Origin of the sequence: Agreia sp. Leaf210, from assembly GCF_001421485.1 — a bacterium.
Classification (GTDB): domain Bacteria; phylum Actinomycetota; class Actinomycetes; order Actinomycetales; family Microbacteriaceae; genus Agreia.
Genome location: NZ_LMKK01000001.1, coordinates 393,859 through 419,543 on the forward strand (window position 1 = coordinate 393,859; position 25,685 = coordinate 419,543).

26 protein-coding genes and 1 tRNA gene are annotated in these 25,685 nt (G+C 66.2%); 14 read left to right on the plus strand and 13 right to left on the minus strand.

Going from position 1 to position 25,685, the window contains the following annotated elements; translation table 11 throughout:
• The first annotated feature begins 31 nt into the window (after positions 1 to 31).
• Positions 32 to 670: an MBL fold metallo-hydrolase gene (locus ASE64_RS01895; RefSeq protein WP_055775138.1), complete on the plus strand. Its 639-nt coding sequence runs from the start codon at positions 32 to 34 to the stop codon at positions 668 to 670.
• Between the two features lie 11 nt (positions 671 to 681).
• On the opposite strand, the gene ASE64_RS01900 is transcribed toward ASE64_RS01895, so the two are convergent.
• Positions 682 to 1,005, minus strand: coding sequence for a hypothetical protein (locus ASE64_RS01900; RefSeq protein WP_055775141.1), 324 nt, complete (start codon positions 1,003 to 1,005; stop codon positions 682 to 684).
• Between the two features lie 141 nt (positions 1,006 to 1,146).
• On the opposite strand from ASE64_RS01900, the gene ASE64_RS01905 reads away from it, so the two are divergent.
• Positions 1,147 to 1,569: a DapH/DapD/GlmU-related protein gene (locus ASE64_RS01905; protein ID WP_181035759.1), complete on the plus strand. Its 423-nt coding sequence runs from the start codon at positions 1,147 to 1,149 to the stop codon at positions 1,567 to 1,569.
• Positions 1,570 to 1,605: 36 nt separating this feature from the next.
• Here the strand turns inward: ASE64_RS01905 and ASE64_RS17035 are convergent, their stop codons facing one another.
• Positions 1,606 to 2,217 (minus strand): NAD(P)H-dependent oxidoreductase, encoded by a 612-nt coding sequence (locus ASE64_RS17035; RefSeq protein WP_156351595.1) that lies wholly within the window; start codon positions 2,215 to 2,217, stop codon positions 1,606 to 1,608.
• A gap of 115 nt (positions 2,218 to 2,332) precedes the next feature.
• Here ASE64_RS17035 and ASE64_RS01915 point away from each other — a divergent pair, with 115 nt between their 5' ends.
• The 5 genes from ASE64_RS01915 (at position 2,333) to ASE64_RS01935 (ending at position 6,522) form a co-directional block, all read left to right on the plus strand.
• Positions 2,333 to 2,923 carry a TetR/AcrR family transcriptional regulator gene (locus ASE64_RS01915; protein WP_055775147.1) on the plus strand — a complete coding sequence of 197 codons (591 nt, stop codon included), beginning with the start codon at positions 2,333 to 2,335 and terminating at the stop codon, positions 2,921 to 2,923.
• A 10-nt stretch (positions 2,924 to 2,933) separates the two neighbouring features.
• A complete protein-coding gene (locus tag ASE64_RS01920) occupies positions 2,934 to 3,884 on the plus strand; it encodes an LLM class flavin-dependent oxidoreductase (protein WP_200920076.1) in 951 nt (316 codons plus the stop codon).
• 7 nt (positions 3,885 to 3,891) lie between these two features.
• On the plus strand, positions 3,892 to 4,758 hold the full coding sequence (locus ASE64_RS01925) for a DNA-3-methyladenine glycosylase family protein (protein ID WP_235480466.1): 867 nt from the start codon (positions 3,892 to 3,894) through the stop codon (positions 4,756 to 4,758).
• Between the two features lie 70 nt (positions 4,759 to 4,828).
• A complete protein-coding gene (gene folP, locus ASE64_RS01930; RefSeq protein WP_055775150.1) occupies positions 4,829 to 5,752 on the plus strand; it encodes a dihydropteroate synthase in 924 nt (307 codons plus the stop codon).
• Between the two features lie 20 nt (positions 5,753 to 5,772).
• Positions 5,773 to 6,522 carry a pyrimidine reductase family protein gene (locus ASE64_RS01935; protein ID WP_055777287.1) on the plus strand — a complete coding sequence of 250 codons (750 nt, stop codon included), beginning with the start codon at positions 5,773 to 5,775 and terminating at the stop codon, positions 6,520 to 6,522.
• Positions 6,523 to 6,534: 12 nt separating this feature from the next.
• Here the strand turns inward: ASE64_RS01935 and ASE64_RS01940 are convergent, their stop codons facing one another.
• Positions 6,535 to 6,969 (minus strand): VOC family protein, encoded by a 435-nt coding sequence (locus tag ASE64_RS01940; RefSeq protein ID WP_055775153.1) that lies wholly within the window; start codon positions 6,967 to 6,969, stop codon positions 6,535 to 6,537.
• A 135-nt stretch (positions 6,970 to 7,104) separates the two neighbouring features.
• Positions 7,105 to 7,878 carry a hypothetical protein gene (locus ASE64_RS01945; protein WP_055775157.1) on the minus strand — a complete coding sequence of 258 codons (774 nt, stop codon included), beginning with the start codon at positions 7,876 to 7,878 and terminating at the stop codon, positions 7,105 to 7,107.
• 190 nt (positions 7,879 to 8,068) lie between these two features.
• Between ASE64_RS01945 and ASE64_RS01950 the strand changes: the two genes are divergently transcribed.
• From ASE64_RS01950 to ASE64_RS01970, 5 genes are all read left to right on the plus strand, one after another.
• Positions 8,069 to 10,081 (plus strand): DUF262 domain-containing protein, encoded by a 2,013-nt coding sequence (locus ASE64_RS01950; RefSeq protein WP_055775160.1) that lies wholly within the window; start codon positions 8,069 to 8,071, stop codon positions 10,079 to 10,081.
• A 66-nt stretch (positions 10,082 to 10,147) separates the two neighbouring features.
• A complete protein-coding gene (locus tag ASE64_RS01955; protein WP_082465934.1) occupies positions 10,148 to 11,191 on the plus strand; it encodes a permease in 1,044 nt (347 codons plus the stop codon).
• Positions 11,184 to 11,954, plus strand: coding sequence for a TIGR03943 family putative permease subunit (locus ASE64_RS01960; protein WP_235480467.1), 771 nt, complete (start codon positions 11,184 to 11,186; stop codon positions 11,952 to 11,954). The genes ASE64_RS01955 and ASE64_RS01960 overlap by 8 nt, the downstream gene beginning before the upstream one ends.
• Positions 11,944 to 13,392, plus strand: a complete 1,449-nt coding sequence (locus ASE64_RS01965) for an Ig-like domain-containing protein (protein ID WP_156351596.1) — start codon at positions 11,944 to 11,946, stop codon at positions 13,390 to 13,392. The genes ASE64_RS01960 and ASE64_RS01965 overlap by 11 nt, the downstream gene beginning before the upstream one ends.
• 170 nt (positions 13,393 to 13,562) lie before the next feature.
• Entirely contained in the window at positions 13,563 to 14,987 is a 1,425-nt protein-coding gene (locus tag ASE64_RS01970) for an HNH endonuclease signature motif containing protein (RefSeq protein ID WP_055775172.1), read from the plus strand.
• 14 nt (positions 14,988 to 15,001) lie between these two features.
• On the opposite strand, the gene ASE64_RS01975 is transcribed toward ASE64_RS01970, so the two are convergent.
• Positions 15,002 to 17,464, minus strand: a complete 2,463-nt coding sequence (locus ASE64_RS01975; RefSeq protein WP_162234534.1) for a lamin tail domain-containing protein — start codon at positions 17,462 to 17,464, stop codon at positions 15,002 to 15,004.
• Positions 17,465 to 17,550: 86 nt separating this feature from the next.
• Entirely contained in the window at positions 17,551 to 18,678 is a 1,128-nt protein-coding gene (locus tag ASE64_RS01980; RefSeq protein WP_055775178.1) for an FAD binding domain-containing protein, read from the minus strand.
• Between the two features lie 164 nt (positions 18,679 to 18,842).
• Here ASE64_RS01980 and ASE64_RS01985 point away from each other — a divergent pair, with 164 nt between their 5' ends.
• Positions 18,843 to 19,118: a hypothetical protein gene (locus tag ASE64_RS01985; protein ID WP_055775182.1), complete on the plus strand. Its 276-nt coding sequence runs from the start codon at positions 18,843 to 18,845 to the stop codon at positions 19,116 to 19,118.
• A gap of 228 nt (positions 19,119 to 19,346) precedes the next feature.
• Here ASE64_RS01985 and ASE64_RS17835 read toward each other — a convergent pair whose 3' ends face one another.
• From ASE64_RS17835 to ASE64_RS02010, 5 genes are all read right to left on the minus strand, one after another.
• Positions 19,347 to 19,478, minus strand: coding sequence for a hypothetical protein (locus tag ASE64_RS17835; protein ID WP_268750554.1), 132 nt, complete (start codon positions 19,476 to 19,478; stop codon positions 19,347 to 19,349).
• 96 nt (positions 19,479 to 19,574) lie between these two features.
• Positions 19,575 to 19,646 (minus strand) — tRNA-Gln (locus tag ASE64_RS01995).
• 132 nt (positions 19,647 to 19,778) lie between these two features.
• The gene (locus tag ASE64_RS02000; RefSeq protein ID WP_055775188.1) at positions 19,779 to 20,768 is read right to left on the minus strand and encodes an NAD(P)/FAD-dependent oxidoreductase; all 990 of its coding nucleotides are present in this window, start codon (positions 20,766 to 20,768) and stop codon (positions 19,779 to 19,781) included.
• 3 nt (positions 20,769 to 20,771) lie between these two features.
• Entirely contained in the window at positions 20,772 to 22,289 is a 1,518-nt protein-coding gene (gltX, locus tag ASE64_RS02005) for a glutamate--tRNA ligase (RefSeq protein WP_055775190.1), read from the minus strand.
• 32 nt (positions 22,290 to 22,321) lie between these two features.
• Positions 22,322 to 23,092, minus strand: a complete 771-nt coding sequence (locus ASE64_RS02010) for a fumarylacetoacetate hydrolase family protein (protein ID WP_055775193.1) — start codon at positions 23,090 to 23,092, stop codon at positions 22,322 to 22,324.
• An 84-nt stretch (positions 23,093 to 23,176) separates the two neighbouring features.
• On the opposite strand from ASE64_RS02010, the gene ASE64_RS02015 reads away from it, so the two are divergent.
• Complete coding sequence (locus ASE64_RS02015; protein ID WP_055775196.1) at positions 23,177 to 23,413, plus strand: hypothetical protein; 237 nt, start codon at positions 23,177 to 23,179, stop codon at positions 23,411 to 23,413.
• Between the two features lie 44 nt (positions 23,414 to 23,457).
• On the opposite strand, the gene ASE64_RS02020 is transcribed toward ASE64_RS02015, so the two are convergent.
• Positions 23,458 to 24,564 (minus strand): branched-chain amino acid aminotransferase, encoded by a 1,107-nt coding sequence (locus ASE64_RS02020; protein ID WP_055775199.1) that lies wholly within the window; start codon positions 24,562 to 24,564, stop codon positions 23,458 to 23,460.
• A 30-nt stretch (positions 24,565 to 24,594) separates the two neighbouring features.
• Complete coding sequence (locus ASE64_RS02025; protein ID WP_055775203.1) at positions 24,595 to 25,665, minus strand: 3-isopropylmalate dehydrogenase; 1,071 nt, start codon at positions 25,663 to 25,665, stop codon at positions 24,595 to 24,597.
• Between the last annotated feature and the right edge of the window lie 20 nt (positions 25,666 to 25,685).

The following is a 25,685-nucleotide window of genomic DNA, read 5'->3' on the forward strand; positions in this document are numbered from 1 at the left end:
CCGATCGCGCGATGAGTTCTACTCTGATGAAATGAGACTCACCAAACTCGAGCACGCCGCGTTGATCATCGAGCAGTCGGGAAAGAAACTGTTCGTCGATCCGGGTTCGTTCACCACCGCGATCACCGAAGCCGCGGGCGCTGTCGCGGTCGTCATCACCCACGAGCACCCCGACCACTGGACCCCCGAGCAACTGACGCGCCTCGTCGACCGCGCCCCGGACATCAAGATCTTCGGCCCGCAGGGCGTTGCGGATGCCGCCGGCGGGTTTCCGGTCACCGTCGTGAAGGCGGGCGACGAGATCTCGGTCGCCCCATTCACTCTGCGGTTCTTCGGCGAGAAGCACGCGGTGATCCACGAGTCGATTCCGGTGATCGACAACGTCGGGGTGCTCATCAACGGATCGGTGTACTACGGCGGCGACTCGTACACGGTGCCCGAGGGCGTCGAGGTCGACGTTCTGGCGGCGCCCATCGGAGCCCCGTGGCTGAAGATCAGCGAGTCGATGGACTACGTGCTCACGATCAAGCCGAAGCGCAGCTTTCCCACCCACGAGATGACTCTCTCGAAGGCGGGAAAGGCCATGACGGGCGACCGCATCAAGTGGGCCACGGAGCAGAACGGCGGAGAGTACTTCGCGCTGGAGCCCGGTGACTCACTCGACGTGTAGCGGCCGGCCGCTCAGTCGAAGCGGGGCTTGCGTCGCTCGTCGTCGCCGAAGACCTCTTCGGCGATCAACTCGGTGTTGACCAGCGGACGACGGTCGTCGGGGGCCTCTCGACCCGGCTCGTCGTCTTCGCGCGTCGCGTCGAGGTGTGAGTCGACATCGGGATCGGCGTCGAGCTGCTCGTCGTTGTTGTGCGTCTCGCCGTGACGGCGGTCGACGTCTTCGACGATGCCGTTGGTCTGATCGAACGGATGCGCGACCTCGTCGAGCGCGCTGCGATTCGGTTCCTGACGCGCGTCGTCGGCGGCGTGACTGTTGGTGTGGTCTGTCGTATTCATGGCGGCGACGATACGCCCGCCCGAACCGGCTCGATAGGGCTTGAAAAACACCGAGATACGGGAGTGCGCAGATGGGAATCCTCACGGGCCCTTGTGTGTTATCTCTAGCGAGTCGTGAGAACGGCTGTAGATGGAGGCACAGTGACCAGACCAATAGAAGAGATTGAAGATGAGACCGGCGTCGTCACGAAGTACCGGCGGCACCTGAACGGACGCGGGCGCGTGGCATCCAAAGCCAAGGTCCACCCGAGCGCATTCATCGAGTCGTCGGCCTATGTCGAGTCGGACGCCCAGGTCGGCCAGAACACCTGGATCGGCGCGGGCAGCTGGGTCGACCGGGGCGCGGTGCTGAGCGACGGCGTGTTCGTCGGAGCCAATGTGCACATCGGTCGCGGTGTGCTCGTCGGTCGAGGAGCCAGGCTCGGCAGCAACTCCCGCATCGAAGCCGACGTTCGCATCGGTGACGAGACGCGCGTCGAGCGCGACACCCGTGTGGTCGAAGACCTCGGCTGGAGCGAACGCCGCCGCACGTCACCCGCAGATGGGTTCGCCAAGGCCGCCTGACGGCCTTCGACCCTGTCGCGACGACGCCGCCGAACCTCAACCGGTCGCAGCCACCTCAACGGGTGGGTGCGGCCGGTTTGTGCGTGAAGCCGCCGAGTCGGCACGAGCTATCCGCTCGATCTTCGACAGCCAGCCGGCCCTCAGCTCTTCTGTAGATCCTTTGACCGGTCCGATCCGGGTGGCTTTCACACGAGAGATGCCGCAGAAGCGCAGTGTCGTCTGCCGCACGTGCCGCATCGTGGTGTCACCCGCGAGCCGCAGGTACCACCACGGCGAGTCCATCGTCACGATGACGCGCCCGGTCCTGCCCGAGAGCAGCCCCTCGGGCAGGCCGTTCGCCTTCACTCGATAAGCCCGCTTCGGCAGCAGCAGTCGATCGAAGAACCCCTTCAACAGCGCGGGCACCGACCCCCACCAGACCGGCGTCACCACCACGACGTGCCGCGCCTCGAGGAGTCGCTGCCACGCGAGCTGCAGGTCGGGTTCCAGCTCCTGCCTCTTCGTGTAGCCGAAGCGCATGTTCTGATCGAACTCGAGGTCGCGCAACGCCAAGACGAGCGCGTCGCCGTGCGCCTCGGCGTAGCGGATGGCGATGGCGGCGCAGAGAGAGTGGGGATTCGGATGTCCGTCGATGACGAGGGCGTTCATTGGTGTCCTTTTCTGACGTCTTCTGGGTGAGGCGGAACAGACCGATCTGGGCAGTGCCCACAATCTGGACACTGCCAACATCTGTCGATCTCGACCGTAGGATAGGATCTTGCTCGTGTCAAGATCTGCCGATGCCTACCACCACGGAAGCCTCAAGCCGGCCCTGGAGGACGCAGCGCTCGACCTCCTGCGCACGACCGCCCACACCGATCTGAGTCTGCGCGAAGTCGCCCGCACCGCCGGCGTCAGCCACAACGCGCCCTACCACCACTTCGGCGATCGAACGGCGCTGCTGAAACGCCTGAGCGAGCGGAGCATGTCGGAGTTGCTCGATGCGCTCGTCGCCGCATCGCCGAGCGGAGCCGCGCCGCATACTGCGCGCGCCCAGCTCGTGGCCGTCGGCGCGGCGTACGTCGGCTACGCCGCCGCGTACCCGGAGCGGTTCCGGATCATCTACGACCCCTCCGTGTGCGTACCGGGGGCTCCTTCGGCCGAGATGGCGCCCCTCATCACCGCAGTCGAGACGATCCTGATGGAGGCGACGAAGGCGATCTCTCCTCGCGCATCCGATGCAACACTCACGGCACTGACCACGGGAGTGTGGGGTGCTGTGCATGGCCTCGCGGAACTCGTGATCGCCGGCCACATCACCGCCGACGAGGCCGAGCCCGCACTGGTCGCCCTGTTCGACGCATCTCGCCTCTAGGCTTGTGCCCGTGACCACTGCCACCGTCGGCATCATGCTGCCCCGCGACCTCCCTGCCCACCAGATCGTGCCCTTCGTGCAGAAGGCCGAAGAACTCGGCTTCGACGAACTCTGGGTGGTCGAAGACTGCTTCTTCCGCGGCGGGTTCACCCAGGCCGCCGTCGCACTGGCCTCGACCCAGCGCATCCGGGTGGGAATCGGCATCCTGCCCGCGCCCGTGCGCAACGCGGCATTCACGGCGCTCGAAGCCAACACCCTCGCCGAGATCTATCCCGACCGCCTCATCGTGGGCATCGGTCACGGCATGCCCGACTGGATGCGCCAGGTCGGCGACAAACCGGCGAGCATCTTGACCATGCTCGACGAGCAGCTCTCGGCACTCCGCACGCTCCTGGCCGGCGAGCCGCTCGAGGTCGACGGCCGGTATGTGCAGATCCATGGCGCCCAGCTAGCGACTCCCGCTTCGATCGCTCCCCCGGTGCTCGCCGGGGTGCGCGGACCCAAGTCGCTCGCGGTGTCCGGCAGATCCGCCGATGGCACCATCCTGGCCGAGCCGGTCACCCCCGAGTACGTGGTGGCCGCTCTCGCGAATATCGCTGCGGCGGGGCCGCACGCTGTCGTGGCCTACAACGTGGCCGCCGTCGATGACGATGCCTCCGTCGCACGAGACCGCGCGCGGCCGGCCCTCGAGTGGATCGGCGACCCGGATTGGGCGCCGCACATCGAGCCGCTGCCCTTCGCCGACGAGTTCGTCGCGCTGAGGGAACGCTCGGCAACCCGCGCCGAATTCGTCGCAGCACTTCCCGACGAGTGGGTCGACGCCCTCGCGCTGGTGGGAACCCCCGATCGGGTACGCGAGCGCATCGCCGAACTTCACGCGAGCGGCGTCACCAGCGTCGTCTTCATTCCCGCCGGCGACGACCCGATGGGCCGACTCGACTCGCTCGCCCGCGCGCTCTGATGTCGCGGTGACGCCCTCGTCGACCACGATCGATCTTCCCTTCTCTCCGCCTTACGAGCGCGAGAAGGCGCTCGCGCTGATCGCGGCGCACGCCGTTCCCGGATCCGAACGGATCGACCCCCATGGCCTGTCCGCCACGCGCATCATGAGCGCTCCGAGCGGACCGGTCGCTGTTCGCGTCGAGCTCGGCACCCGGTCGGTGACGACGACCATCTCGAGTGACGAGCCGAACGACGTCGAGGCCGTCGCATCCCTCGTTCGTGCGTGGCTCGACCTCGATCTCGACCCGTCGACGATCACGGATGCCTTCGGCCGCGATCCGCTACTCGGCCCGATGGTCTCGGCCCGGCCAGGGCTGCGGGTGATCGGCCATCCCGACGGATACGAGGCGGCGATCACCACGGTTCTGGGTCAGCAGGTCTCGCTCCTCTCGGCCCGCACCTTCTCCGGACGGCTCGTCGCGGCATTCGGAGAACCCGGGCCGGATTCGCTACTCATCTTTCCCCGACCCGAGGTGCTCGCCTCGGTACCGACCGATGAACTGCAGCGGGCCATCGGTCTGACCGGGGCACGCACTCGAACACTCCAGGCCGTGGCCCGGGCCTGTGCAGAGGGCCTCGTACTCACCCCGTCTGTCGACCTCGTCGAGACGAGGGCGTCCCTTCTCTCCATCGTCGGAATCGGTCCGTGGACGGCCGACTATCTGGCCGTTCGAGCCCTCGGCGACCGCGATGCGTATCCGGCGGGAGATCTGGTCTTACGCCGAGCGCTCGGTGTGAGCGCGGCCGGCGAGGCCGAACGCCTTGCCGAGCCATGGCGCCCCCTCCGCTCGTATGCACTGATCCACATCTGGACGACGGCGGCATTCTCCTGACTCGCCTGCCCAGAAGGTGAACAACTCGGGCACACAGGCCACACGCCTTCGCGAGAGGCATGATGGATCCATGACGACCCCCTCGGCGACCTCCTGGTTTCCGCTGCCCCCTCTCACCACACCGGTTCGCACCATCGGCGCCCGCACCATCGACTTCTCCGCCCGCATCGCGGTCATGGCGATCATCAATAGAACGCCCGACAGCTTCTTCGACCGCGGCAAGACCTTCGCCCTCGACCGCGCGGTCGAGGCCGCTCTCGCCGCGGCGTCTGCCGGCGCCGACTGGGTCGACATCGGCGGGGTCAAGTTCGCGCCCGGTCCGGAGGTCTCCGCGGCCGACGAGCTCGACCGCGTGCTTCCGGTGGTTCAGGCCGTTGCGGCAGAGTCAGACGTCGTCATCTCGGTCGACACCTTCCGGCCGGAGGTCGCCGAAGCGTGCATCGCCGCAGGCGCGTCGGTCGTCAACGACACCACCGGGTTGCAGAACCCGGCGCTCGCCGAGTTGGCCGCATCCACCGGCACCACCCTCGTCATCACCCACAGCCTTGCCCAGCCGCGCACCGCCTACGCGGCGCCGCGGTACGACGACGTCGTGCAGAACGTCGTGGACTTCCTGCGCGAGCGCGTCGACCTGGCCATCGGCCTGGGCCTCGACGAGACGCAGATCATCATCGACCCGGGGCACGATCTCAACAAGAACACGCTGCACTCGCTCGAGATCACGCGCCGCTTCGACGAGATCGCCCGCATCGGCCTTCCGGCCATCGCGGCCGTCTCGAACAAGGACTTCGTCGGCGAATCGCTGGGCGCAGAACGAGACGACAGGGTCGACGGATCCCTAGCGGCCGCCACCGCCTGCGCGCTGCTCGGCGCCCGGATCGTGAGAATGCACGATGTCGCGCGGTCGGTTCAGGCCATGCGCATGACCGAGACGATTCTGGGTCTGCGCCAGCCGGAGTATCTGCGACACAACATGGCAGACGTGAACGAGTGACCGACGACAAGGCTGCTGACATGACCGATACTCGCATCACTCTGCTCCCCCCCGGCGCTGCGCCACTCGACGCCGACGCCCTCGCCTTGGCGTACTCGGTCGCCGATCGCAGCGTCCCCACCCTGCGCGTGAACTTCATCACGAGCCTCGACGGCTCCGCGACCGTGAAGGGTCTCTCCGGCGGCCTCGGTGCCCCCGCCGACAAGCTCGTGTTCGACACTCTCCGACGCCTGAGCGACGTGGTTCTCGTCGGCGCCGGAACGGTGCGCAGTGAGGGGTATGGCGCCATGCGCCTGTCGGATGCTGACGTCGAGTGGCGAGAGGCGCACGGCTTGGCTGCGCAGCCGGCTTTTGCGCTCGTCTCCGGTCGACTCGATCTCGAGCCGACGAGCGACGTCTTCGCGAAGGCACCGGTTCGGCCGCTGGTCCTGACCTCGGCTTCGGCCCCGGCCGGTGCGCGAACTGCGCTCGAGCACGTCGCCGACGTGATCTCGTGCGGAGAAGCCCATGTCGAACCGCAGCGCATCGTCGACACCCTCGTCGAGCGCGGGCTCACTCAGATTCTGTGCGAGGGCGGTCCGAGCCTGTTCGGCACGTTCATCGCAGCCGACCTCGTCGATGAGTTGTGCCTGACCGTCAGCCCTCTCCTGGAGGGCGGGGCCGGCATCCGGATCTCACACGGCGAGAGCGACGCGGCTCGCCGCATGCGACTCGTGCACGTGCTCGAATCCGACGGGCTGCTCCTGACGCGCTATGCGCGCCGACGCTGATTCACACGCGACTCACGACTGAGTCGTGGGTTCCTCGGGCGAACCGCCGATGTTGACCATCCAGCTCACGCCGAAGCGATCGCGGAGCTGACCGAAGCTGTCGCCCCACGGCGCCTTCTCGAGCGGCACGAAGATGGACGCGCCCTCGCTGAGCTTGTTCCAGAAACCCGTCAGTTCGTCGACGTCTCGCCCACTGAGCGAGACCGAATAGTTGTCACCCGGGGTGAACGGCATGCTGTTCGGGGTGTCGGCCGCCATGAAGATGAGTCCACCCGGCGCGACGAGCTGAGCGTGCATGATCTTGTCGGCCTCAGACGGATCTTCGTTCATGCCGAAGTCCGCGTAGCGGCTCATGGTGAGTTCTCCGCCGAAGACCGAGTGGTAGAACTCCATCGCCTCTTTCGTGTTGTCGCGAAAACCGAGGTAGGGGGTGAGGATCGATGGCATCTGAGTCTCCTTCGTGGAACGGGCAATGTTCCTAGTAGGAATATTCTGCAGCAGCGACGTTTCGGTCGCAATACCCAAGAGAGGCTCTCGCCCGCGGGCGAGAGCCTCTCTCGTATGACGCCGAAGCGGTGAGGCCTAGGCCTCGCTCATCACGAGCTTCTCAGCCTGTCCGCGAGCGGCGAGCGCCGCGGCGCGAGCCGCGAGGCGACGGGTCTGCTCGGCCTGTCCGGCGTCGAGCACCTCCTGGTCGACCTCGAAGTTCGGAACGTGCTTCACGCCGTTGTACTTCTCGATGTAGGCGTCGAGCTCGGGGCCCGACTCCCACGACGTGATGAGGCAGTAACGGGGGTCGCTGCCGAGGTGGGTGGCGGCGTGCCACAGACGCTGGGTGTCGATGATCAACTGGGCACCGGCCGGAAGGGCGATGCGGTACTCGACGCTGGGGTCTGTGCGGTTCTCGCGCAGAACGAAGAAGCTCTCCGTGTCGTCGGTCAGGTTGAAGAAGCCGCGAACGACCCAGCCCGTTCCGTCGGGGTTCAGGCGGTTGTTGTCGTCCTGGTGCAGGTTGTAGAGGCAGTCGGCGTACGAGTTCGGCTGCAGCTCGATGACGCGGCAGCGGCCGACGTTCGCGCCGGGCTCCTGAGCACGGGCGGTGAGGGTCGGGGCCTTCTCCGTCTGCGACGGGATGAACACGCCGTCCTTGTCGGTGCGCGGCGGCTTGTGGTTCCAGAAGCCGTTGCACTCGATGTCGCCGAAGGCGCTCGCGAGAGGAGCGAAGCGGGTGTCACCCGACGACTTCCAGTCGACGTACTCGATGTCGAGCCATTCTTTGGGGTCGATCTCTTTGTTGTAGCGATCGAGTACGACATAGCCGGTCTCTTCCAGAGCGGCAGATTTGATGTAACCCATGATTAAAAATCATGTCCTTTCGTTGGGGGCCAGCACGTTTTAACAGGCCCAACTTAGGCAAGGCTAACATCGAGGCTCTATCTGTTGTAGAAGAAGTGCCGCAAACCCGATCTACTAGACTCGACGGCTGCGCGGCACCGCAGCACACCACCCAACGAGACGTGCGAGACGAGACGGGTTCAACAAAGACATGGTCACTGCCACGAACATCGATGCGACCGCCGTCAACACGGTCGCGTGGCTCTCTGCAGACGACACCACCATCGTCGTTCCCGTCTATCAGCGGCAGTACCGCTGGGACATCGGCGCGTGCGAGAAGCTGCTGACCGACATCCGAGCGGTCTCGCAGACACACGACCGGCACACCCACTTCATCGGCTCGATCCTCTCGTCGAAGAGCACCGACGACGCAGACGATTCCGAGCTGGTGCTCATCGATGGCCAGCAGCGCATCACCACCTTGATGCTGCTGATCGCCGCCCTGCACCACACGGTGGAGCACAGCGATCCGACCCTCGCCGCAGAGTTGCAGAGAGTGCTCGTGCGCGCGGCCGACCCGAGCCGAACCAAGCTGCGACCCCACCGCGCCTGGGCTCAGGTCTTCGAAAGCGTCGTTCTCGATCGACTCGGTGCCGGTGACGAGCTGCGCGACTCCCGCTTCGACGACAACTACGCCTTCTTCCGCAGCCAGGTCCGGCTCGACGAGGTGCCGCGCATCTGGCGCGGACTGCAGAAGCTCGAGCACGTCGCCATCACCCTCGGTGCCGACGCCAACGCCCAGCAGATCTTCGAGAGCCTGAACTCCACGGGCGAACCGCTGCGCGACCACGAGCTCATCCACAACTACGTGCTGATGGGCCTGACCCACCTCGAGCAGAGCGAGATCGAGGAGTCGTTCTGGCTGCCGATCGAGCAGAACACCGGCGAGCAGATCGCCTCATACTGGCGGCACTACCTGGTCATGACGACGGGCCGCGAGGTCACCGTCGTCGGCCAGCGCGGGGTGTACGACGCCTTCCAGCAGCAGTTTCCGCGGCTCGATGTCGAGACGCTGCGCGAGCACGCCGCCGAGTGGCGCTCCTACTCCGCCGCCTACCGGGTTCTTCTCGAGCCGAGCCTCGAGTCCGACCCCGAGGTGTCGCGCCAGCTCGGCTACCTCAACACCTTCGGCCGGGGCATGTACCCGCTCGTCATGCGCGCCTACCTCGACTACTCGCGTGAGACGCTCGACCGCACGTCTCTCATCGAGCTGCTCGAGAACATCCAATCTCTGATGCTGCGCCGCACGCTCGTCGGCGTCAGCAACGACCGCCTGGTCGCGCGGCTGAGCAGGGCGCGCGCCGACGGCCCGGATGCGCTGGTGCGCGCGATCTCCCGCATCACCCCCAGCGACGAGCGCGTGCGCGTGGCCCTGAAATACGCCGAGTTGCCTCACGCCGCCTACGTGCTGGGGCGACTCAGCGATGTCGAATCCACCGTCGATCTCGACGTGGAGCACATCGTTCCGCTCGCTCCGGGCGACTCGTGGAGCGGAGACGGCACACGCGAGTGGGCCGATTACACCGACGACGAGCAGAACAGCCACCGGGCCCTCGCGCAGACCATCGGCAACCTCGCGTTGCTCGAGGAGCACCTCGCCGAGCGGGCCGCAGACAAGTCGTTCCCCGAGAAGCGCGACCGCTCGTATGCGAAGAGTTCGATCGCCTTGACGAGCGAACTGGCCGCGACAGAATCCTGGGGCACACGCGCGATCGCCACGCGCACCGTGCGGCTCACCGAGAAGTTCCTGCGGGTCTGGAAGCGACCGGCCGTCGTGATGATCGACGACGACGGACTCACGCCCATCCTCGACGCCCAGAAGAGACGCGGCTGGCCGCAGGGCTGGCAGCGCGAGTTCGAGTACGTGGAGTACCGAGGGGAGCACTGGGAGGTCTACGACATCAAGTACCTCTTCAACCGCATCTTCAAGCGACTCTGGGCCGACTTGCGTGCCGACGTCGTGGCGTTCAGCGCCCGCCGGGGCGGACCGATCTACGACGCGCAGTCCTGGAACGGTCACTGGGACACGCTCGATGAGGAGCACTTCCTCTACATGGGCTGGGACTCGCGCTACATGCTCACGGCGGTGCAGGGTGTTCTCGAGGAGGCCGAGATCGCGGCCGAGGTCTTCGTGAAGTACTCCTACATCGGCGCGGTGATGTAGCTCGGCGGGTTCTCGCGCCCCGGCTGCACACGTTCGCACTCAGCGGCCATGCCTATGCTTGACACGATGATCTCCTCGCCGCCCCTGCCCGTAGCTCAGGCGAGTGCGAGTGCGACGAACAGGCGTCGTCGCGGCATGATCGGCATCGGCGTCGGCATCGCCCTCACCGCAGCCGTCTTCGCCACCCGAGTGTTCGCGCCCTCGTCGACGGCCGACCAGCTGCCGAACATCGCCCGTGATTTTCTGACGCTCTCGATCAGCGTCGTGGTCGAGTCCATCCCCTTCGTCTTTCTGGGCATCATCCTGTCGATCGTGGTGCAGATCTGGTTGCCCGAATCACTGATGCAGCGGGTGCTACCTCAGCGACCCGTGCTCAGGCGTGCCGTGATGTCGCTGCTCGGGGTGCTGCTTCCCGTCTGCGAGTGCGGAAATGTGCCGCTGACACGGGGAATGATGGTGAAGGGCCTCACCGTCTCCGAATCCATGACGTTCCTGCTGGCGGCGCCGATTCTGAATCCCGTCACGATCATCACGACGTATCAGGCGTTCGGGTGGGACAACGGGATCCTCGCTGCGCGCATCATCGGCGGCTTTCTCATCGCCAACCTCATCGGCTGGCTGTTCAGCCGGCACCCGAGGCCCGAGGAGCTGCTCACTCGTGGCTTCGAGGCGACGTGTCGCGTCGGCCACGATCACGCCTCGCACACGCCTCGTCTGAAGCGCAGCGTCGTGGCGTTCTCGAGCGAGGCGAGTGCCATGCTGCCGGCCCTGTTCATCGGCTCGGCGATCGCCGGACTCATTCAGGTCGGCGTCAGCAGGGATGTTCTCATCGCACTGGGAAGCAACCCTGTCTGGTCGGTGCTCGCGTTGATGGCCCTGGCCTTCGTGATCGCCATCTGCTCGAATGTCGACGCCTTCTTCATTCTGTCGTTCGGCTCGACCTTCATGCCGGGCGCCATCGTGGCCTTCCTGGTCTTCGGCGCCATGGTCGACGTGAAGATGCTCGCGCTGCTTCGAACGACGTTTACCACGTCGACCCTCGCCAGGCTCACGGCCGTCGTCGCCCTGGCCTCGCTCGTCCTCGGATTGGGAGTGAACCTCATTGCTTGAACGAATCCTCGCGCGCTGGCAGGGCCTCGCCCTGAGCTTGATCGGCATCGTCTCCATCTCGTGGCTCGCGCTGACCGGCCAGCTCGGGCTGTACATCCACCCGAGATATTTCGTCTTCACCGTGGTCATGGCCGCGCTCGGCGGGCTGCTCACGCTGGCCGCCTTCGCTGTCGCGCCGGAGAAAGACGACCACGAGCCCCTGCAGGTCGACACCACCGTGACGCGGCCCCGATGGCGCTCGCTCCTCCCCCTCGCCGGGATCGCAGCCACCGGCGTGGCCTTCGTGGCTCTCGTGATCGTTCCGCCGTCGACGCTCACCACGGCGACGGTCGAGAATCGCGAGCTGAACAACTCGGCCACCAGCGGGCAGGCGGATTCCGCCTCGCGCGTCGAATTGGCCGGAGCCGACGTGAAGTCGCTGAGCCTGCGAGATTGGTCCGCACTGCTGCGCGACGGCTCCGGCAGTGACTTCGTGGTCGGCAAGACCACGACCCTCTCGGGCTTTGTGACGGCCGACTCGACCGACCCGGAGAACGTGTTCTACCTCACGCGGTTCGTCATCACGTGTTGTGCCGTAGACGCGCAGCCGATCGGAGTTCCCGTCTACTCCCCCGGCTGGTCGTCGACCTATGCCGTCGACAGCTGGGTAGAAGCGAAGGGCACGTTCGGCCTCAATCCGAGCGCCGAGAGCAGCGAGAGCGTCGTGCTGTCGAACCCCACCGTGACGGCCATCGATCAGCCGGCCGAGCCGTATGCCTACTGACGGCGTGGCTGCCGAGGGGCGCGGCTCGACCGAGGGGCGCGCCGGGAGGCGGGCTGCGCGGCGGTACCGCCGACTCACGATCATTGTGGTCGCAAGCCTCGCCGCGCTCGGCGGAGTATTGGGAGCGGCGAACACCCTGCAGGGGCCGCGACTCACCTCGGCAGAGATCAACGGACAGGGCGCCGTCGGCAGGCCCGGACAGCGCCTCGTTCTGCACGCCAATCAGCCGATCGCGCACGTCGACGCGTCGCAGGTGACCGTCACGCCGTCGGTTCCCTTCACCGCGACCACATCAGGCAGCGACCTCACTCTCACTCTCGACGGAATGCTCGACTACGAGACCGACTACACGGTGACCGTCACGGCGAAGAGCCTCTACTCCGGAGCGGCAGCCTCGCTCGACTACTCCTTCACCACCCCGGATGTCTCGGTCTACACACTCATCCGCGACACAGGCAGCGTGGCCGGCGACGAGCCCGACAGGGTCGTGCGCGAATCCCTCTCGAGCGACAGCCCCGGTGACGAGGTGTTCACCGCTCCACGCATCCAGGAGTACGCGGTCAGCGGGTCGAAGCTCGCCGCCATCGTGCTCGACGATCAGAACAAGACCTCGCTCGTCGTTCGCGATCTCTCGACGGGCGCCGATACGGCTGTCGCAACCGGCGTCGAGACCGGGTCGATGCGCTATCTCAAGTCGTCCGGCGCATCCGGGCTCTTCGGCTTCACGGTCACCGGCGAGTCAGCCCCCGACGGCTCCACCTCGCCGACCACGCTCTTCGTCTACGATCCCTCCAGCGGCGGCGCCACGGCCCGAGAGGTCAAGGGGTTCGACGGCGCGCAGCTGCCGGCTGTCGCCTGGGCATTCGTTCAGGGAACGACGTCGGCCGTGATCCAGGACTACGACCAGCAGCTCTTTCTGATCGACGTCACGACCGACTCGGTGCCGAGCCCGCTCGGCCGTCACGCCGAGGTGCACGGTTTCATCCCCGGCACGGCGCAGCTCGTGGTCTCCGATCTGCAGGATTTCACCCGCATCGATCTGCAGGCGGCGAAGACCGAGGCATTCGACTCACTGACGGCGCAGGCAGACCCGAGCTACTATCCCGGCAAGAGGCTCTATCTGGGTGACCAGGGCGACTACGTGCAGGAATTCGATGTGCCGGACAGCGAACACCAGTACTCCACGTCGGCGCTCATGCTCATCGACGAGAGCGGAACTCGGCAGATCTATCGACCAGACGCGGGCACCCGCATCCGAAACATCTGTCTGTCGCCGAATGGCCGGGTCGCGGCTGTCGAGACGTTCGCCGAAGACAAGCAGAACGACAAATACCCCAATGTGCCGTCGTATCTGCCGATGACGACGACGTTCATCGACCTCTCGTCGCTCGAAGCGACGAAGTCGGTCGACGGGTGGATGCCCGACTGGTGCCAGTAGCCGACGAGGTAACGAAGAGCACCGACAGGTCGGGAGCGACGTACACCTTCCCGCCACCACGCCAGGCTCGATCTGGCCGAGATTCCGGAGTTATCCACAATCTTATCTCCTGATCAAGTGGCGAATGGACCGCCAGACTCAATGTCGGTGGCTCCTGCTTTAATTCATGTATGGAACTCAAGGACGCGACCCTCGGCGACATCGCCGAACGCCTCCACGAGCTTCTCGCGTCAGACCGAAAACTCGCGGTCGGCGACGAACTTCTGAGGTCGGCGCACGACTGGGAGGTGGCCGGCCGAGCAACCGATGCCGCGCGCATCTGGGTTGCCGCCGAGATCGAGAACGAGTCCCGCCGCGAACTCGACACGGCTGGGCTCGCCTACCGGCACGGCTTTTCGACCGCCAAGAAACTGATCGCTGCGACCGCGACGGTGTCGGAGCGCACGGCCGGCTCGCGCATGGCCCTCGGCAGACAGCTCCGATCGTCGCTGTCGATAACCGGGTTGCCTGTGCCGAGCAGCTTCCCGGCCGTCGAGAACGCGCTGTGCTCTGGCCAGATCGGGGTCGATGCCGCGTCGATCATCTGCCGCACCCTCACCGAGGCGGTTCCGGGCACCCTCCGCCCCGAGGCCTTCGACGAGGCCGAGCTGCATCTCGTCAACGCTGCGACGGCAACAGTCGGCGATGCCGGTCACACGCGGCGATACACCGTCGACGAGATCGGCCGACTCGCGACCCGCATCCGCGAACATCTCGACCCCGACGGCGCCGAACCGCGCGACGCCGTCAAGCAGGCATTACGCGGATTCAGCTATCCACGAGTCGGCGCAGACGGCATGGCTCGAGGCACGTACGCGCTGCCGCCGCTTCAGCTCGGTATCTTTCTCACCGCGGTCGACTCCATCCTCAGCCCTCGCACGGCAGACCCGGGGAGGCCACAACCAGGCAGCGACGAAGGCATCTCCGACTCCGAGGCAGCAGAGTGCGTTCCGCCAGATCTGCGCAGCTCACAGCAGAAGCTCCTCGACGCCGTGATGACCCTCATCGACATGGCCGCAGCATCCCCCGCAGCATCGCGGCTCAATGGGGCCGCACCCACGGTGAACGTTCATGTCACGCTGAAAGACCTCACAAAGGGCCGTGGAGTCGGCTGGATCGACGGCAGTAGCGAACCCGTGCCCATGAGCACCGTGAACATGCTCCAGTGCGACGCCGACACCGTCCTCACCGTGTTCGGCGACAACGGCCAGGTATTGCAGCAGGGCAAGACGCAGCGATTGGCCACCCGCGCACAACGACGGGCCCTTGCAGCGCGAGACGGCGGCTGCGTGATCCCCGGATGCGCCGTTCCACCATCGCGATGCCAGGCCCACCACGTCATCCCGTGGGTCAGCGCAGGCTTCGCAGCCGGTCGAACAGACATAGACAACCTGGCTCTGTTGTGTCCGTTCCATCACTCCACGATCCATACCTCGGCGTGGACTCTCGAGATGATCCGTGGAAAACCGCACGTCAGGCCGCCTGATTGGCACGACCCGAGACGCATGCCTGTTCCGGTCGGGCAGCAACGCGCGGGTCGGCCCTACTTCCGCTGACCGGGCCCGACGGCCTACACAGCCGAAGCGGAGCGGCGACGACGCCCAATCACGACACCAGCGCCCAGCATCAGCAAGAGCGCACCGATCGCGGTTGCCGGCAATGGCTGAGCGCCGGTGGATGCGAGGCTGCCAGGCTTTGCCGGCCCATCCCCCTGCACGGGCGTGGTTCCCGACGGCACCGCGGCGGCTGCCGTCACCGTGAACGGGCTGCTGGCCACGACCGTGGCAGGGTCGGATGCCGCGGCGACGGTGATCGTGTGAGCCCCGGCTGTCGTGTCGGCCGGGATGCGCGCGTCGCGCAGCGTCAGCGCACCCGTCGAGTCGGTGACCACGCTGCCCAGTGTCACCGGGTCGGAGTGCAGAACGACCGTGTACTCCGTATCCGGAACGAGACCAGCCGCGACGATCGTCGTCACGCCGCCGGCCTGCACGGTCGACGGGGTCGCTGTGACCGTCGGCGACGAGGCGGGCGGGTTCGGACCCTGCGGGCCGAGCGCGAGCTCGCACGAGATGGTGCCCGACCACAGGGAGTGGCCGCCGTTGTTGCCGTCGTCGGCGCGGATGACCTCCTTGACGCCGTTGACACAGGTGGAGCTCGGCGCGATGGCGAAGCCCTCGTTGTTGTTGTTCGGCAGCCCCGTGGGTCGGTCGTAGATGCGGTCGACGACGAACCCGCCCTGAGCGTCGATCTTGAGCAGCGTCGCTGAGCCGGCCGAGCTGTTGTCGGCGACAGCCCACACGCGCTGCGCATCGGCATCCCACTGCGTCTCTTGGATCATCGGCAGATCCGTGTCGATCGAAGCGACGCGGTGGAAGGTGCCGTCGGCGTTCAGCGCATAGGCGTAGAGGTGCCCGTTCTTCTCCAGCGCGCCGAAGAAGAGGCCGGTGCCGTGACCCGGGTAGTCGCTCGGGTCGTAGGTCTTGCTCGTGCTCTGGTCGACGAACTCGTTTGTCACCAGGTACGAATCGGGCACCCACGTGATTCCCTCGAAGCCGAGGTTGGAGTCGGCCTTGACGGGGTTGATCACGTCGGCCAGGTCGGCGGTGAGGTTCCACTGCACGGTCGGGTGCAGCGTCGCGCCGGACTCGTTCGGGTCGAAGCGCAGCACGCTGTCGAGGGGTACGCCGCTCGCTGCGTTGTCTCGCTCGGTCGTGATGTAGAGAAAGCCGTCGGGGCCGACCGTGATGCCCTCGGAGTCGGGCTGGCCGCCGCCGCTCGGGAAGACGATGTCTTTGCCCGTCGACCAGCCGTTGGCCGTGTCGGGCACCCACAGGCTGCCGCTCTTGACGAGGCGGTACACGTGGCTCTTGTTCTTCACCGCCCACATGACGGTCGGGGCGCTCGGGTCGATGTCGAGGCCGGAGACGTCTTGGCCCGACAGCGAGGTGACGAACTGGCACTCGTTGTCGGAGACGACGGCGCTCTGGCTCCCCGGCCAGGCGATCCCGCCGGCGATGGCGGGGCCGTTGCCCGAGGCCGCCTCGGTCTGGCACGAGACACCGCCGCCGGGCGGCGTGCTCGGCGCGATGATGGTGCCGGCACAGGCCGTGGCGTTCGATGCTCCAAAACTGGATGCCGCGGTGTGCGCCCACGCACCCGTCGCGTCGGCACAGCGCGACCACGAACCGGGCTGAGCGTCATTCGCTCCCCAGCCGACCGAGTCAACGATGGTGGAGCCGTCGGCGCGGTAGACCTTCACGGAATCACCGTCGGAGCTGAGGCCCTGGTTCGAGAGCAGCACGAGGTAGCCGCGGGCGGGCACGACGGTGCCGTTGGGTGCGCTGATCGCGGCGGGCAGGCTGGTGCTGTCGGACTGCAGCCAGGCGGAGACGTCGACATCGACGTCGCCGGTGTTCACCAGTTCGTAGGCGTCGTGGGTGGGATCGTCGTTCGCCGAGGTGACCTCGTTGACTTTCACGGACTGCCATCCGGAGTCGTCGCCACCGCCCTCTCCGGGGCCCTCTCCTGGCTCGGTAGGAGCGGGGTTGAGCTCGCCCTTCGACGGAGCAACCTGCTGCACGAAGTCGCCCGTGCCGTTCGGGACGCGCCCGTAGGTGTCGAGATGAAAGTCGCCCCACTCGTAGGAGTCGAGCAGCGTCGTGCCGTCGGCGGCGAACAGACTGACCTTGTCGCCCTTCTTGAGTTTGAAGGTCGAGCTCTCGGCCACGTAGACCGCTCCGGCGGCGATGACCGTGTTGCTCGGCAGCGTCAGGGTCACGGTGTTGCCGCGGCCGGTCAGCATGAATCCGGATGCGTCGAGCGGCTCGGCCGCCGTGTTCACGAGTTCGACCCAGTCGGGTGTGCCGTTCGTCTCGATCTCGTTGATTCGCAGCGCACTTGCCGCGGCGCTGACCTGGCTGGTGTCTTGCGAGACGACGTCGGCCGTCGCTGCGGCAGGAACGGCGAAGAGACCGGCGAGCAGCACAGCGGATCCGACGGAGAGGGCGAGAGGACGAGACAGGAGTTTCAGCACTCCGCCACAGTGGCGGCGGTACATGAACACCGGGTGACGCGCGGGCAACGGGGGCCTGAATGGCGCGAGGTCGGCAGCGCTTCGAGTCAGTGAGCGAACGGCAGCGATGCGGCCAACCGGCGACCGTAATCCGAGACGGCGCGCCCCACCGCGAGTCGCTCGACGTCGTACCGGTTCAGGGCGTCGCGCACGTCGAGCTCCGCCAGCAGCGCGGCGATCGTCATCGCGTCTCCGGCCGCCTTCGCCGCGCCCATCGCGGTGTGCGGCCGCACCATCACCGCAGCGTCGCCGAGCAGAATTACCCGGCCACGCGTCATCCGCGATGGCACGTAGTCGTAGATGGCCTGCAGGAACGGGCGCGGTTCGGCCACGACCGCATCGGCGAACGAAGGCGGAAGCTCGGCGTGCGCAGAGCTCACCAGTTCGTCGCGTCGTAGCGACGGCAATTGCCCTGGGGCCAGAGACGTGCTGGACGACGGCCGGCCGGCATCCTGCATCAGGGCGCTGAGCGCTGCCGTTGTGAGCGCGCGATACCAGACCCAGTTGTAGCGTCGTTCGCCCACCGCCGTCTCACCGTTGGGGCCCGGAACCAGGTAGCCCAGCATGTGCGCCTCTGGTCCGTTGAAGAAGGCGAAGCGGTCGAGCAGCGTTTCGGCCGAGGCGGCGGGCAGCGACGACTCGGGAATGAGACCGCGCCAGGTGACGTACCCGGCGTAGGAGTTCTCGGAACGTCCGGGGTCGACGAACTCTCGAGCAACGGAGTTCAGCCCGTCCGCGCCGATGACGAGGTCGACGCTCTCCTCCCGTCCGTCGTCGAACCGCACGCTCGCCCCGTCGTCGGCGGACGAGACGCTGTGCACCGGGCTCGAGAGGCGATACGAGTCGGCCGGAAGGAGGCCACGAAAGGCCTCGTAGATGTAGTCCCACGAAAGCTGAGTCTGGGGCGAAGGGTCGCCGTAGACGACGCGACCCGATCGGTCGAGAGTGATCCTCTCGCGAGCGACGACCCCGACGTCGCCCGCGTCTTTCCGCCCCGCCAATCGCAGGATGTCGAACAGTTCCTGCTGGGCGACCAGGCCGGCTCCCCGCTTCGCGAGGCCGTGCTCTGATCGCTCGTACACGGTGACCCGATGCCCCGCCTGCGAGAGGAGCACTGCGGCGAAGAGCCCTCCGATAGAGCCCCCGACAACGGCGATGTTCAGCTTTCCGCTCATGCCCCGAGGCTAATCACGGCTCGGTGGCGGCGGTTCCTACAGACGACGCAAGTTGGCCATCGCGCCGGTCGAGCTCTTCGAGACGGTCGACAGGACGACGATGCGCGCCTCGACCAACGGCCGTCAGTCTTGCTTCGCGCGCACGATTGTGTTGGGTTAGAGCTATGAACTCAGATACCGACAACGCAGCCCCTCGGACTCACGTCGCGGTGCGCGTTCTTCTCGGAGTCGCGGGGGCAGTCTTCATGTGTGCCCTCATCTACAAAGGCCTCGCTGTCTTCGTGAGCGGCGCAGCCGAGAGTTCACAGGACGTTGCCGGAATCCTTCGAAGTCTCTACATCTCTGCCGTTGCAGGAGGGGCGGCGATCCTTCTCGCCATCACCGCACTGGTCGTCTCCCGGACGCCCGGGCGCGACATCTCCCGAGCCAGCCGTCGTTGAATCGAACATCATGGGTGGAGCTGTAAGAAATGTCTGGATCGTCAGTCATGAGGATTCTCCGCCGAACAACATCATCGGCGTGTTTGCAACGCAAAGTGAAGCAGCCTCGTTCGCAGAGGAAATGGCCGCGGGCCCATTCGAGAGCGTCATCTACTCGAGCTTCTCAATCGGTTACCGGTACGACAGAGGCACCGGCCATGTTGAGTACGGACCGGACGAATAGCATCGTCAATCTGCGAGGGGATAAGGGACGGAGTCCTTGCTGATCTCGCCGGCGAAGGCTGGAATCGGAACGCCCATGGTCTCGCGAACGGCGTCGACGACCTCGGGCGGGGCGGACTCCAGGAGTCTCGGCCTCAAGTACCGGTCCCCGCGTCATCCGCCCTGTGGAAGTCGCGGCCAACGAGCCCAACAAAAAAGGCCCGACCAGTTCGTATGAACTGCGGGCCTCTACTGCTGGGGTACCTGGACTCGAACCAAGAACAAAAGAATCAGAATCTTCCGTGTTGCCAATTACACCATACCCCACTGCATCAGAACCGAAGCCCTGACCGAGAGTCAACACTAGCCTACGCAGGGGCCGCACTCAAACCGAGCAGCCTCGTTCGTTGAGCTTGTCGAAACGAGAACCCTTCGACAAGCTCAGGGAACGGACACGCCCTACAGCGAGCCGATCAGGTAGCGGTTGATCACGGCTGCGGCACGCGCGCCCTCGCCGGCGGCCACGATCAGCTGGTGCGGCCCGGGAGGAACCACGTCGCCTGCCGCGTAGATGCCGGCCACAGCGGTGCGTCCATCGGCGTCGGCCTCGATCCAGCCGTCGGCCGTTTCAGGAATCTGCAGCGTCGACGCATAGTCGAGCTTCGTCTCCCACAGCGGCCTGATGAAGCCACCCGTGCGCGGGATCACCTCGCCGTCGACCAGCTTCACTCCGGTGAGACCCGTCTTGTCGCCCACGACGTCGTCGATCTGTCGCCGCTCCACCCGGATGCCGCGGGCGGCAAGCGCCGCCTCGTCGGTGTCAGAGACGGTTCCGACTCCGTTGGTGAACACGATGAGATCGCTCGACCACTGCGAGATCAGCAGCGCACGCTCGGCCAGGTCGTCGCTCTCGCCGATCAGAGCGAGGGGCTCGTCGCTCTTCTCGAAGCCGTCGCACTCGACGCAGCTGTGCAGGCTCGACCCGTAGTACGCACGAACGCTCGGCATGGCGGGAAGGGTTTCGCTGAGTCCCGAGGCGATCAGCACGGCCGACGCGGTGACGTCGACCGACCCGCCGCCTCGGATCGCGGAAGCCTGCACACGGTACTCCGGCCGGCCTCTCAGCTGCTCCGCGGGCGTGCCCGCCGCATCCGATACCGAGACGCTCGTGACCAGCGCCTGCTGGAACGACGCCATCGGGTAGGACTCGAACTCGGCTCGACCCGTCTTGCGCAACTCGAGCGGTGAGACGCCGTCGCGCGTGAGAAAACCGTGGCTCTTCAGCGTGGCCGAGTGACGAGGCCTGTTGCTGTCGATGAGCAGAACCGCGCGGCGTGCGCGCACGAGATTGAGCCCGGCAGACATGCCGGCGGGGCCCGCGCCGATGATCACGCAGTCGATGTGCCCTTCGACAGGCGCTACAGCTTTGGGCCGCGAGATCTCGATCATGGGCTAGGCCATCCGGCTCGAGAGGCGGTCTATGCGAGCGATCGACTCCGCCTTGCCGAGCAACTCGAACGATTCGAAGAGCGGCGGCGAGATCTTGCGTCCCGATGCGGCAACACGAAGGGGGCCATACGCCACACGAGGCTTGAGCGAGAGACCGTCGATCAGCGCAGCCTGCAACGCAGCCTGGATTTCGGCGGCGTTCCAGTTGCTCTCTTCGATCAGTTCGAGGGCGTTCATCGATGCGCTGAGCACGAGCCCGGCGTTCTCGGGAAGCCCGGCCAGGGCATCCGGCTGGTACTCGAGGTTCGCGCCCTGCACGAACAGGAAGCCGAGCATGGCCGGAGCATCGCCCAGCAGAGCCATGCGCTCCTGCACGAGCGGCGCCGCCTTCAGCAGCAGCTGCTCCTGGTAGTCGTTGAGCGGTTCGGTCAGGATGCCGTCACGCACGAGATAGGGAATCATGCGGGCCGCGAAATCGACGCTGGCGAGCATGCGGATGTGGTCGCCGTTGATCGACTCCGCCTTCTTCAGGTCGAAGCGGGCCGGATTGGGGTTGACGTCTTTCACGTCGAACGCGGCGATCATCTCGTCGATCGAGAAGACATCGCGGTCGTGGGTGAGCGACCAGCCCAGCAGCGCGAGGTAATTGACGAGGCCCTCGGGAATGAAGCCACGGTCGCGGTGGTGGAAGAGATTGGACTCCGGGTCGCGCTTCGACAGCTTCTTGTTGCCGTCGCCCATGACGTAGGGCAGGTGGCCGAACTGCGGCACCCACTCGGCCACGCCGATGTCGATGAGCGCGTGATAGAGGGCGATCTGCCGGGGCGTCGAAGAGAGCAGGTCTTCTCCGCGAAGAACGTGCGTGATGTGCATCAGCGCATCGTCGACCGGGTTGACAAGGGTATAGAGCGGGGCCCCGTTGGGGCGCACGACCACGAAGTCGGTGAACGAGCCTTCGGGGAACGTGATGTCACCGCGAACCAGGTCGGTGAAGCTCAGCTCGGTGTCGGGAACGCGCAGTCGCAGCGCGGGCTGGCGGCCCTCCACCTTGAACGCCGCGCGCTGCTCGTCGGTGAGCGTGCGGTCGAAGTTGTCGTAGCCCAGCTGCTTGGCGCGGCCTGCGGCCTCGTTGCGCGCGTCGATCTCTTCGGCGGTCGAGAAGCTCTCGTAGAGATGGCCGGAGGCCTTGAGCTTCTCGATGACCTCGAGGTAGATGTCCGTGCGCTCAGACTGACGGTAGGGCGCGTCGGGACCGCCGACGTCGATGCCCTCATCCCAATCGAGGCGCAACCAGCGCAGCGCGTCGAGCAGCTGACCGTAGCTCTCCTCCGAGTCGCGCGCCGCGTCGGTGTCTTCGATGCGGAAGACGAGCTTGCCGCCCGTGTGCCTGGCATACGCCCAGTTGAACAGGGCGGTGCGGATCAGGCCGACGTGCGGCGTACCGGTGGGCGACGGGCAGAACCGAACGCGAACGTCGGCGCCAGAGGCGGTGGACACAGGGTGCAAGGAGGGATTCGACATACCTCCTCAATCCTACCGAGGAGTGCGTTCGACTAGCGGTTCTTGGCCGGGTTGCTCAGCAGGCCGAGACCCGCGATCGAGATCTCGACCTTCTGGCCGTCGACGAACGGACCGACGCCCGCGGGCGTTCCCGTGAGAATGACGTCGCCGGGCAGCAGGGTCCAGACGCTCGATGCGAACGCAATGATCTCGGGAATCGAGTGGATCATCTGGTTCGTGTTGCCGCTCTGGCGCAACTCACCGTCTACGCGCACTTCTATGGCGGCATCCGAGAAGTCGAACTCGGTCTCGATGACCGGGCCGAGCGGGCAGAACGTGTCGTAGCCCTTGGCGCGGGCCCACTGGCCGTCGGACTTCTGGATGTCGCGGGCCGTCACATCGTTCGCGATCGTATAGCCGAAGACCACGTCGGCGTAGTCCTCCTTCTTGACGTCGCGGGCGATGCTGCCGATCACGACGGCGAGTTCGCCCTCGTGCTCGACCTGCGAACTCTCGCGCGGCAACTGGATAGCGTCGCCCGGGCCGATCACGGACGTGTTGGGTTTCAAAAAGATGAGGGGCGTCGTGGGTGCCTCGCCGCCCATCTCGGCCGCGTGCTCGGCGTAGTTCTTGCCGACAGCAACGACCTTCGAGCGAGGGATGACCGGGGCGAGCAGCTTGACATTCGCGTCGAGAGGCACCCGCTCCTCGGTGGTCTCGTAGCCCACGAACATGGGGTCGCCCACGAGAACGACGATCTCCGTCTCATCGACGATTCCGAACCGGGGCTCTCCCCCGCTGACCGTAAAGCGCGCTATTTTCACGCTCCCGAGCCTAGCCCGAACGCTACGCTATCGAGGGGCGAGCAACTCCTCGCCCGTACAGAGCAAGCTTCGAGGAGTACAACCATGTCCGACTATTCCTTCGGCGGAGCGGCCGACATCGACCGCGCGATCGGATTCCTCGTGAGCCTCGACAACGAGCAGCGCAACGCCCTCGCCGTACTCGAGATCGACCAGGCCATCGACGAGTTGCAGGCCGAGTACGTCAAGGTTCAGGCAGACCCGAGCCACGTTCCGAGCCACGAGTTCATCGCAGCGCTCAGTGGCTACCTCGAGATGGCTGACGACCGCGAGCGCGAGTAACAAAGCTCGCTGATCGAGCAGGCCGCCCGCGGCCGTAGCGAGAGCTACGCGTCGAGGCGGGTCAGCCAGCCGTTGACGTCGGGGATGCGACCGTACTGGATGTCGGTGAGCTCCTGACGCAGCGACATCGTGAGCTCGCCGGCCGGGGCATCCGGATCGCCGACCACGAAGCCGTCGCCCTTCAGCGCGGCGATCGGGGTCACCACTGCGGCGGTGCCACAGGCGAACACCTCGACCACATCGCCGGATGCGACTCCGTCACGCCACTCGTCGAGCGTCACCTTGCGGTGCTCGACCTTGTGGCCGCGAGCCTTGGCCAGCTCGATGATGCTGTCGCGAGTGACACCGTCGAGGATGCTCGACGATTCGGGGGTGACCAGCGTGCCGTCTTTCTTCACGAGGAAGACGTTCATGCCGCCGAGCTCCTCGAGGTATGTGCCCTCTGACGAGTCGAGGAACAGCACCTGCGCGCAGCCGTTGGCGTAGGCCTCCTCCTGGGGCAGCAGCGAGGAGGCGTAGTTGCCGCCGGTCTTCGCCGCACCCGTGCCGCCGCGGCCGGCGCGCGCGTAGTCGGTCGACAGCCAGATCGAGACCGGGGTCACACCGCCGGGGAAGTAGGCACCGGCGGGGCTCGCGATCACGTAGTACCCCACCTTCTGCGCGCTGCGCACGCCGAGGAAGCTCTCGTTGGCGAACATGAACGGCCGGATGTAGAGACTCGTCTCGCCACCCTCGGGAACCCACGATCCGTCGGCCGCGATCAGCTGCTTGAGCGACTCGACGAAGTCCTCGGTCGAGAGCTCGGGCAACGCGAGACGCCGAGCCGAGCGCTGCAGGCGCTCCGCGTTCTTCTCCGGGCGGAAGGTCCAGACCGAGCCGTCTGCATGACGGTACGCCTTCAATCCCTCGAAGATCTCCTGGGCGTAGTGCAGAACGCTTGCCGCGGGGTCGAGCAGCAGCGGACCGTACGGGATGACAGCCGCGTCGTGCCAGCCGTCGTTCACGGTCCAGTCGATCTTCACCATGTGGTCGGTGAAGTGCTTGCCGAAACCCGGGTCGGCGAGGATGGCTTCGCGCTCGACCTCGGCACGCACCGTCTCCGAGGGCGTGAGGGTGAACGTGAGCGGGAAGGTGCTGTCGAGATCGGTCATTGCGGGTTCCTTAGTCGAAAAGGTTCGGTGTCAGCGGGCGAGCGACGCGGTCACGGCGTCTCTGATGGCGTCACCCACGGCGCTGGTCGCGCGCGGGCTGTCTGCCTGCCGGGTGGTGATGTCGGCCGTCACGGCCTCGCGGACCGTGCCCGCGGCATCCGGAACCCCGAGGTGATCGAGCAGGAGTGCCACCGACAGGATCGCGGCCGTGGGGTCGGCGATCTGCTTGCCTGCGATGTCGGGCGCGGATCCGTGGACCGGCTCGAACATGCTGGGGAAGGCTCCGTCGGGGTTGATGTTGCCCGAGGCCGCCAGGCCGATTCCGCCGCTGATTGCGCCGGCCAGATCGGTGAGGATGTCGCCGAAGAGGTTGTCTGTGACGATGACGTCAAATCTAGCAGGGTCGGTGACCAGGAAGATCGTGGCCGCATCGACGTGCAGATAGTCGACCGCGACCTCGGGGAACTCGGCCCCGACCGTGTCGACGAGCCGGCGCCAGATTCCTCCCGCGAAGGTCAGCACGTTCGTCTTGTGCACCAGCGTGAGCTTCTTGGCAGCGCGTGACTGAGCCAGCTCGAAGGCGAAACGCACCACTCGCTCCACCCCGTACGCCGTGTTGATCGACACCTCGTTCGCGATCTCGTGAGGCGTTCCGACGCGGATGGCTCCGCCGTTGCCGACGTACGGCCCCTCGGTTCCCTCGCGAACGACCACGAAGTCGACCTCGCCCGGATTCGACAGCGGGCTGTCGACGCCGGGGTAGATCGTGGTGGGGCGCAGGTTCACGTAGTGGTCGAGCGTGAAGCGCAGCTTCAGAAGCAGACCTCGCTCGATGTTCGCGTTCGCGAGACGCGGGTCGCCGGGCACTCCCCCGACGGCGCCGAGCAGAATCGCGTCGTGCGACGAGATGGATGCGAGATCCTCGTCGGTCAGCACGTCGCCGGTCTCGAGAAAACGGGTCGCGCCCAGCGAGAAGTGCGTCTTCTCGATGACGAGTCCGGCAGACGGCGCCACGGCGTCGAGCACCTTCACCGCCTCGGCGACGACCTCGGGGCCGATGCCGTCTCCGGGAATGACGGCGAGTCTGATGGTGCGCGACATAGTGCTCCTGCGTTGGATCG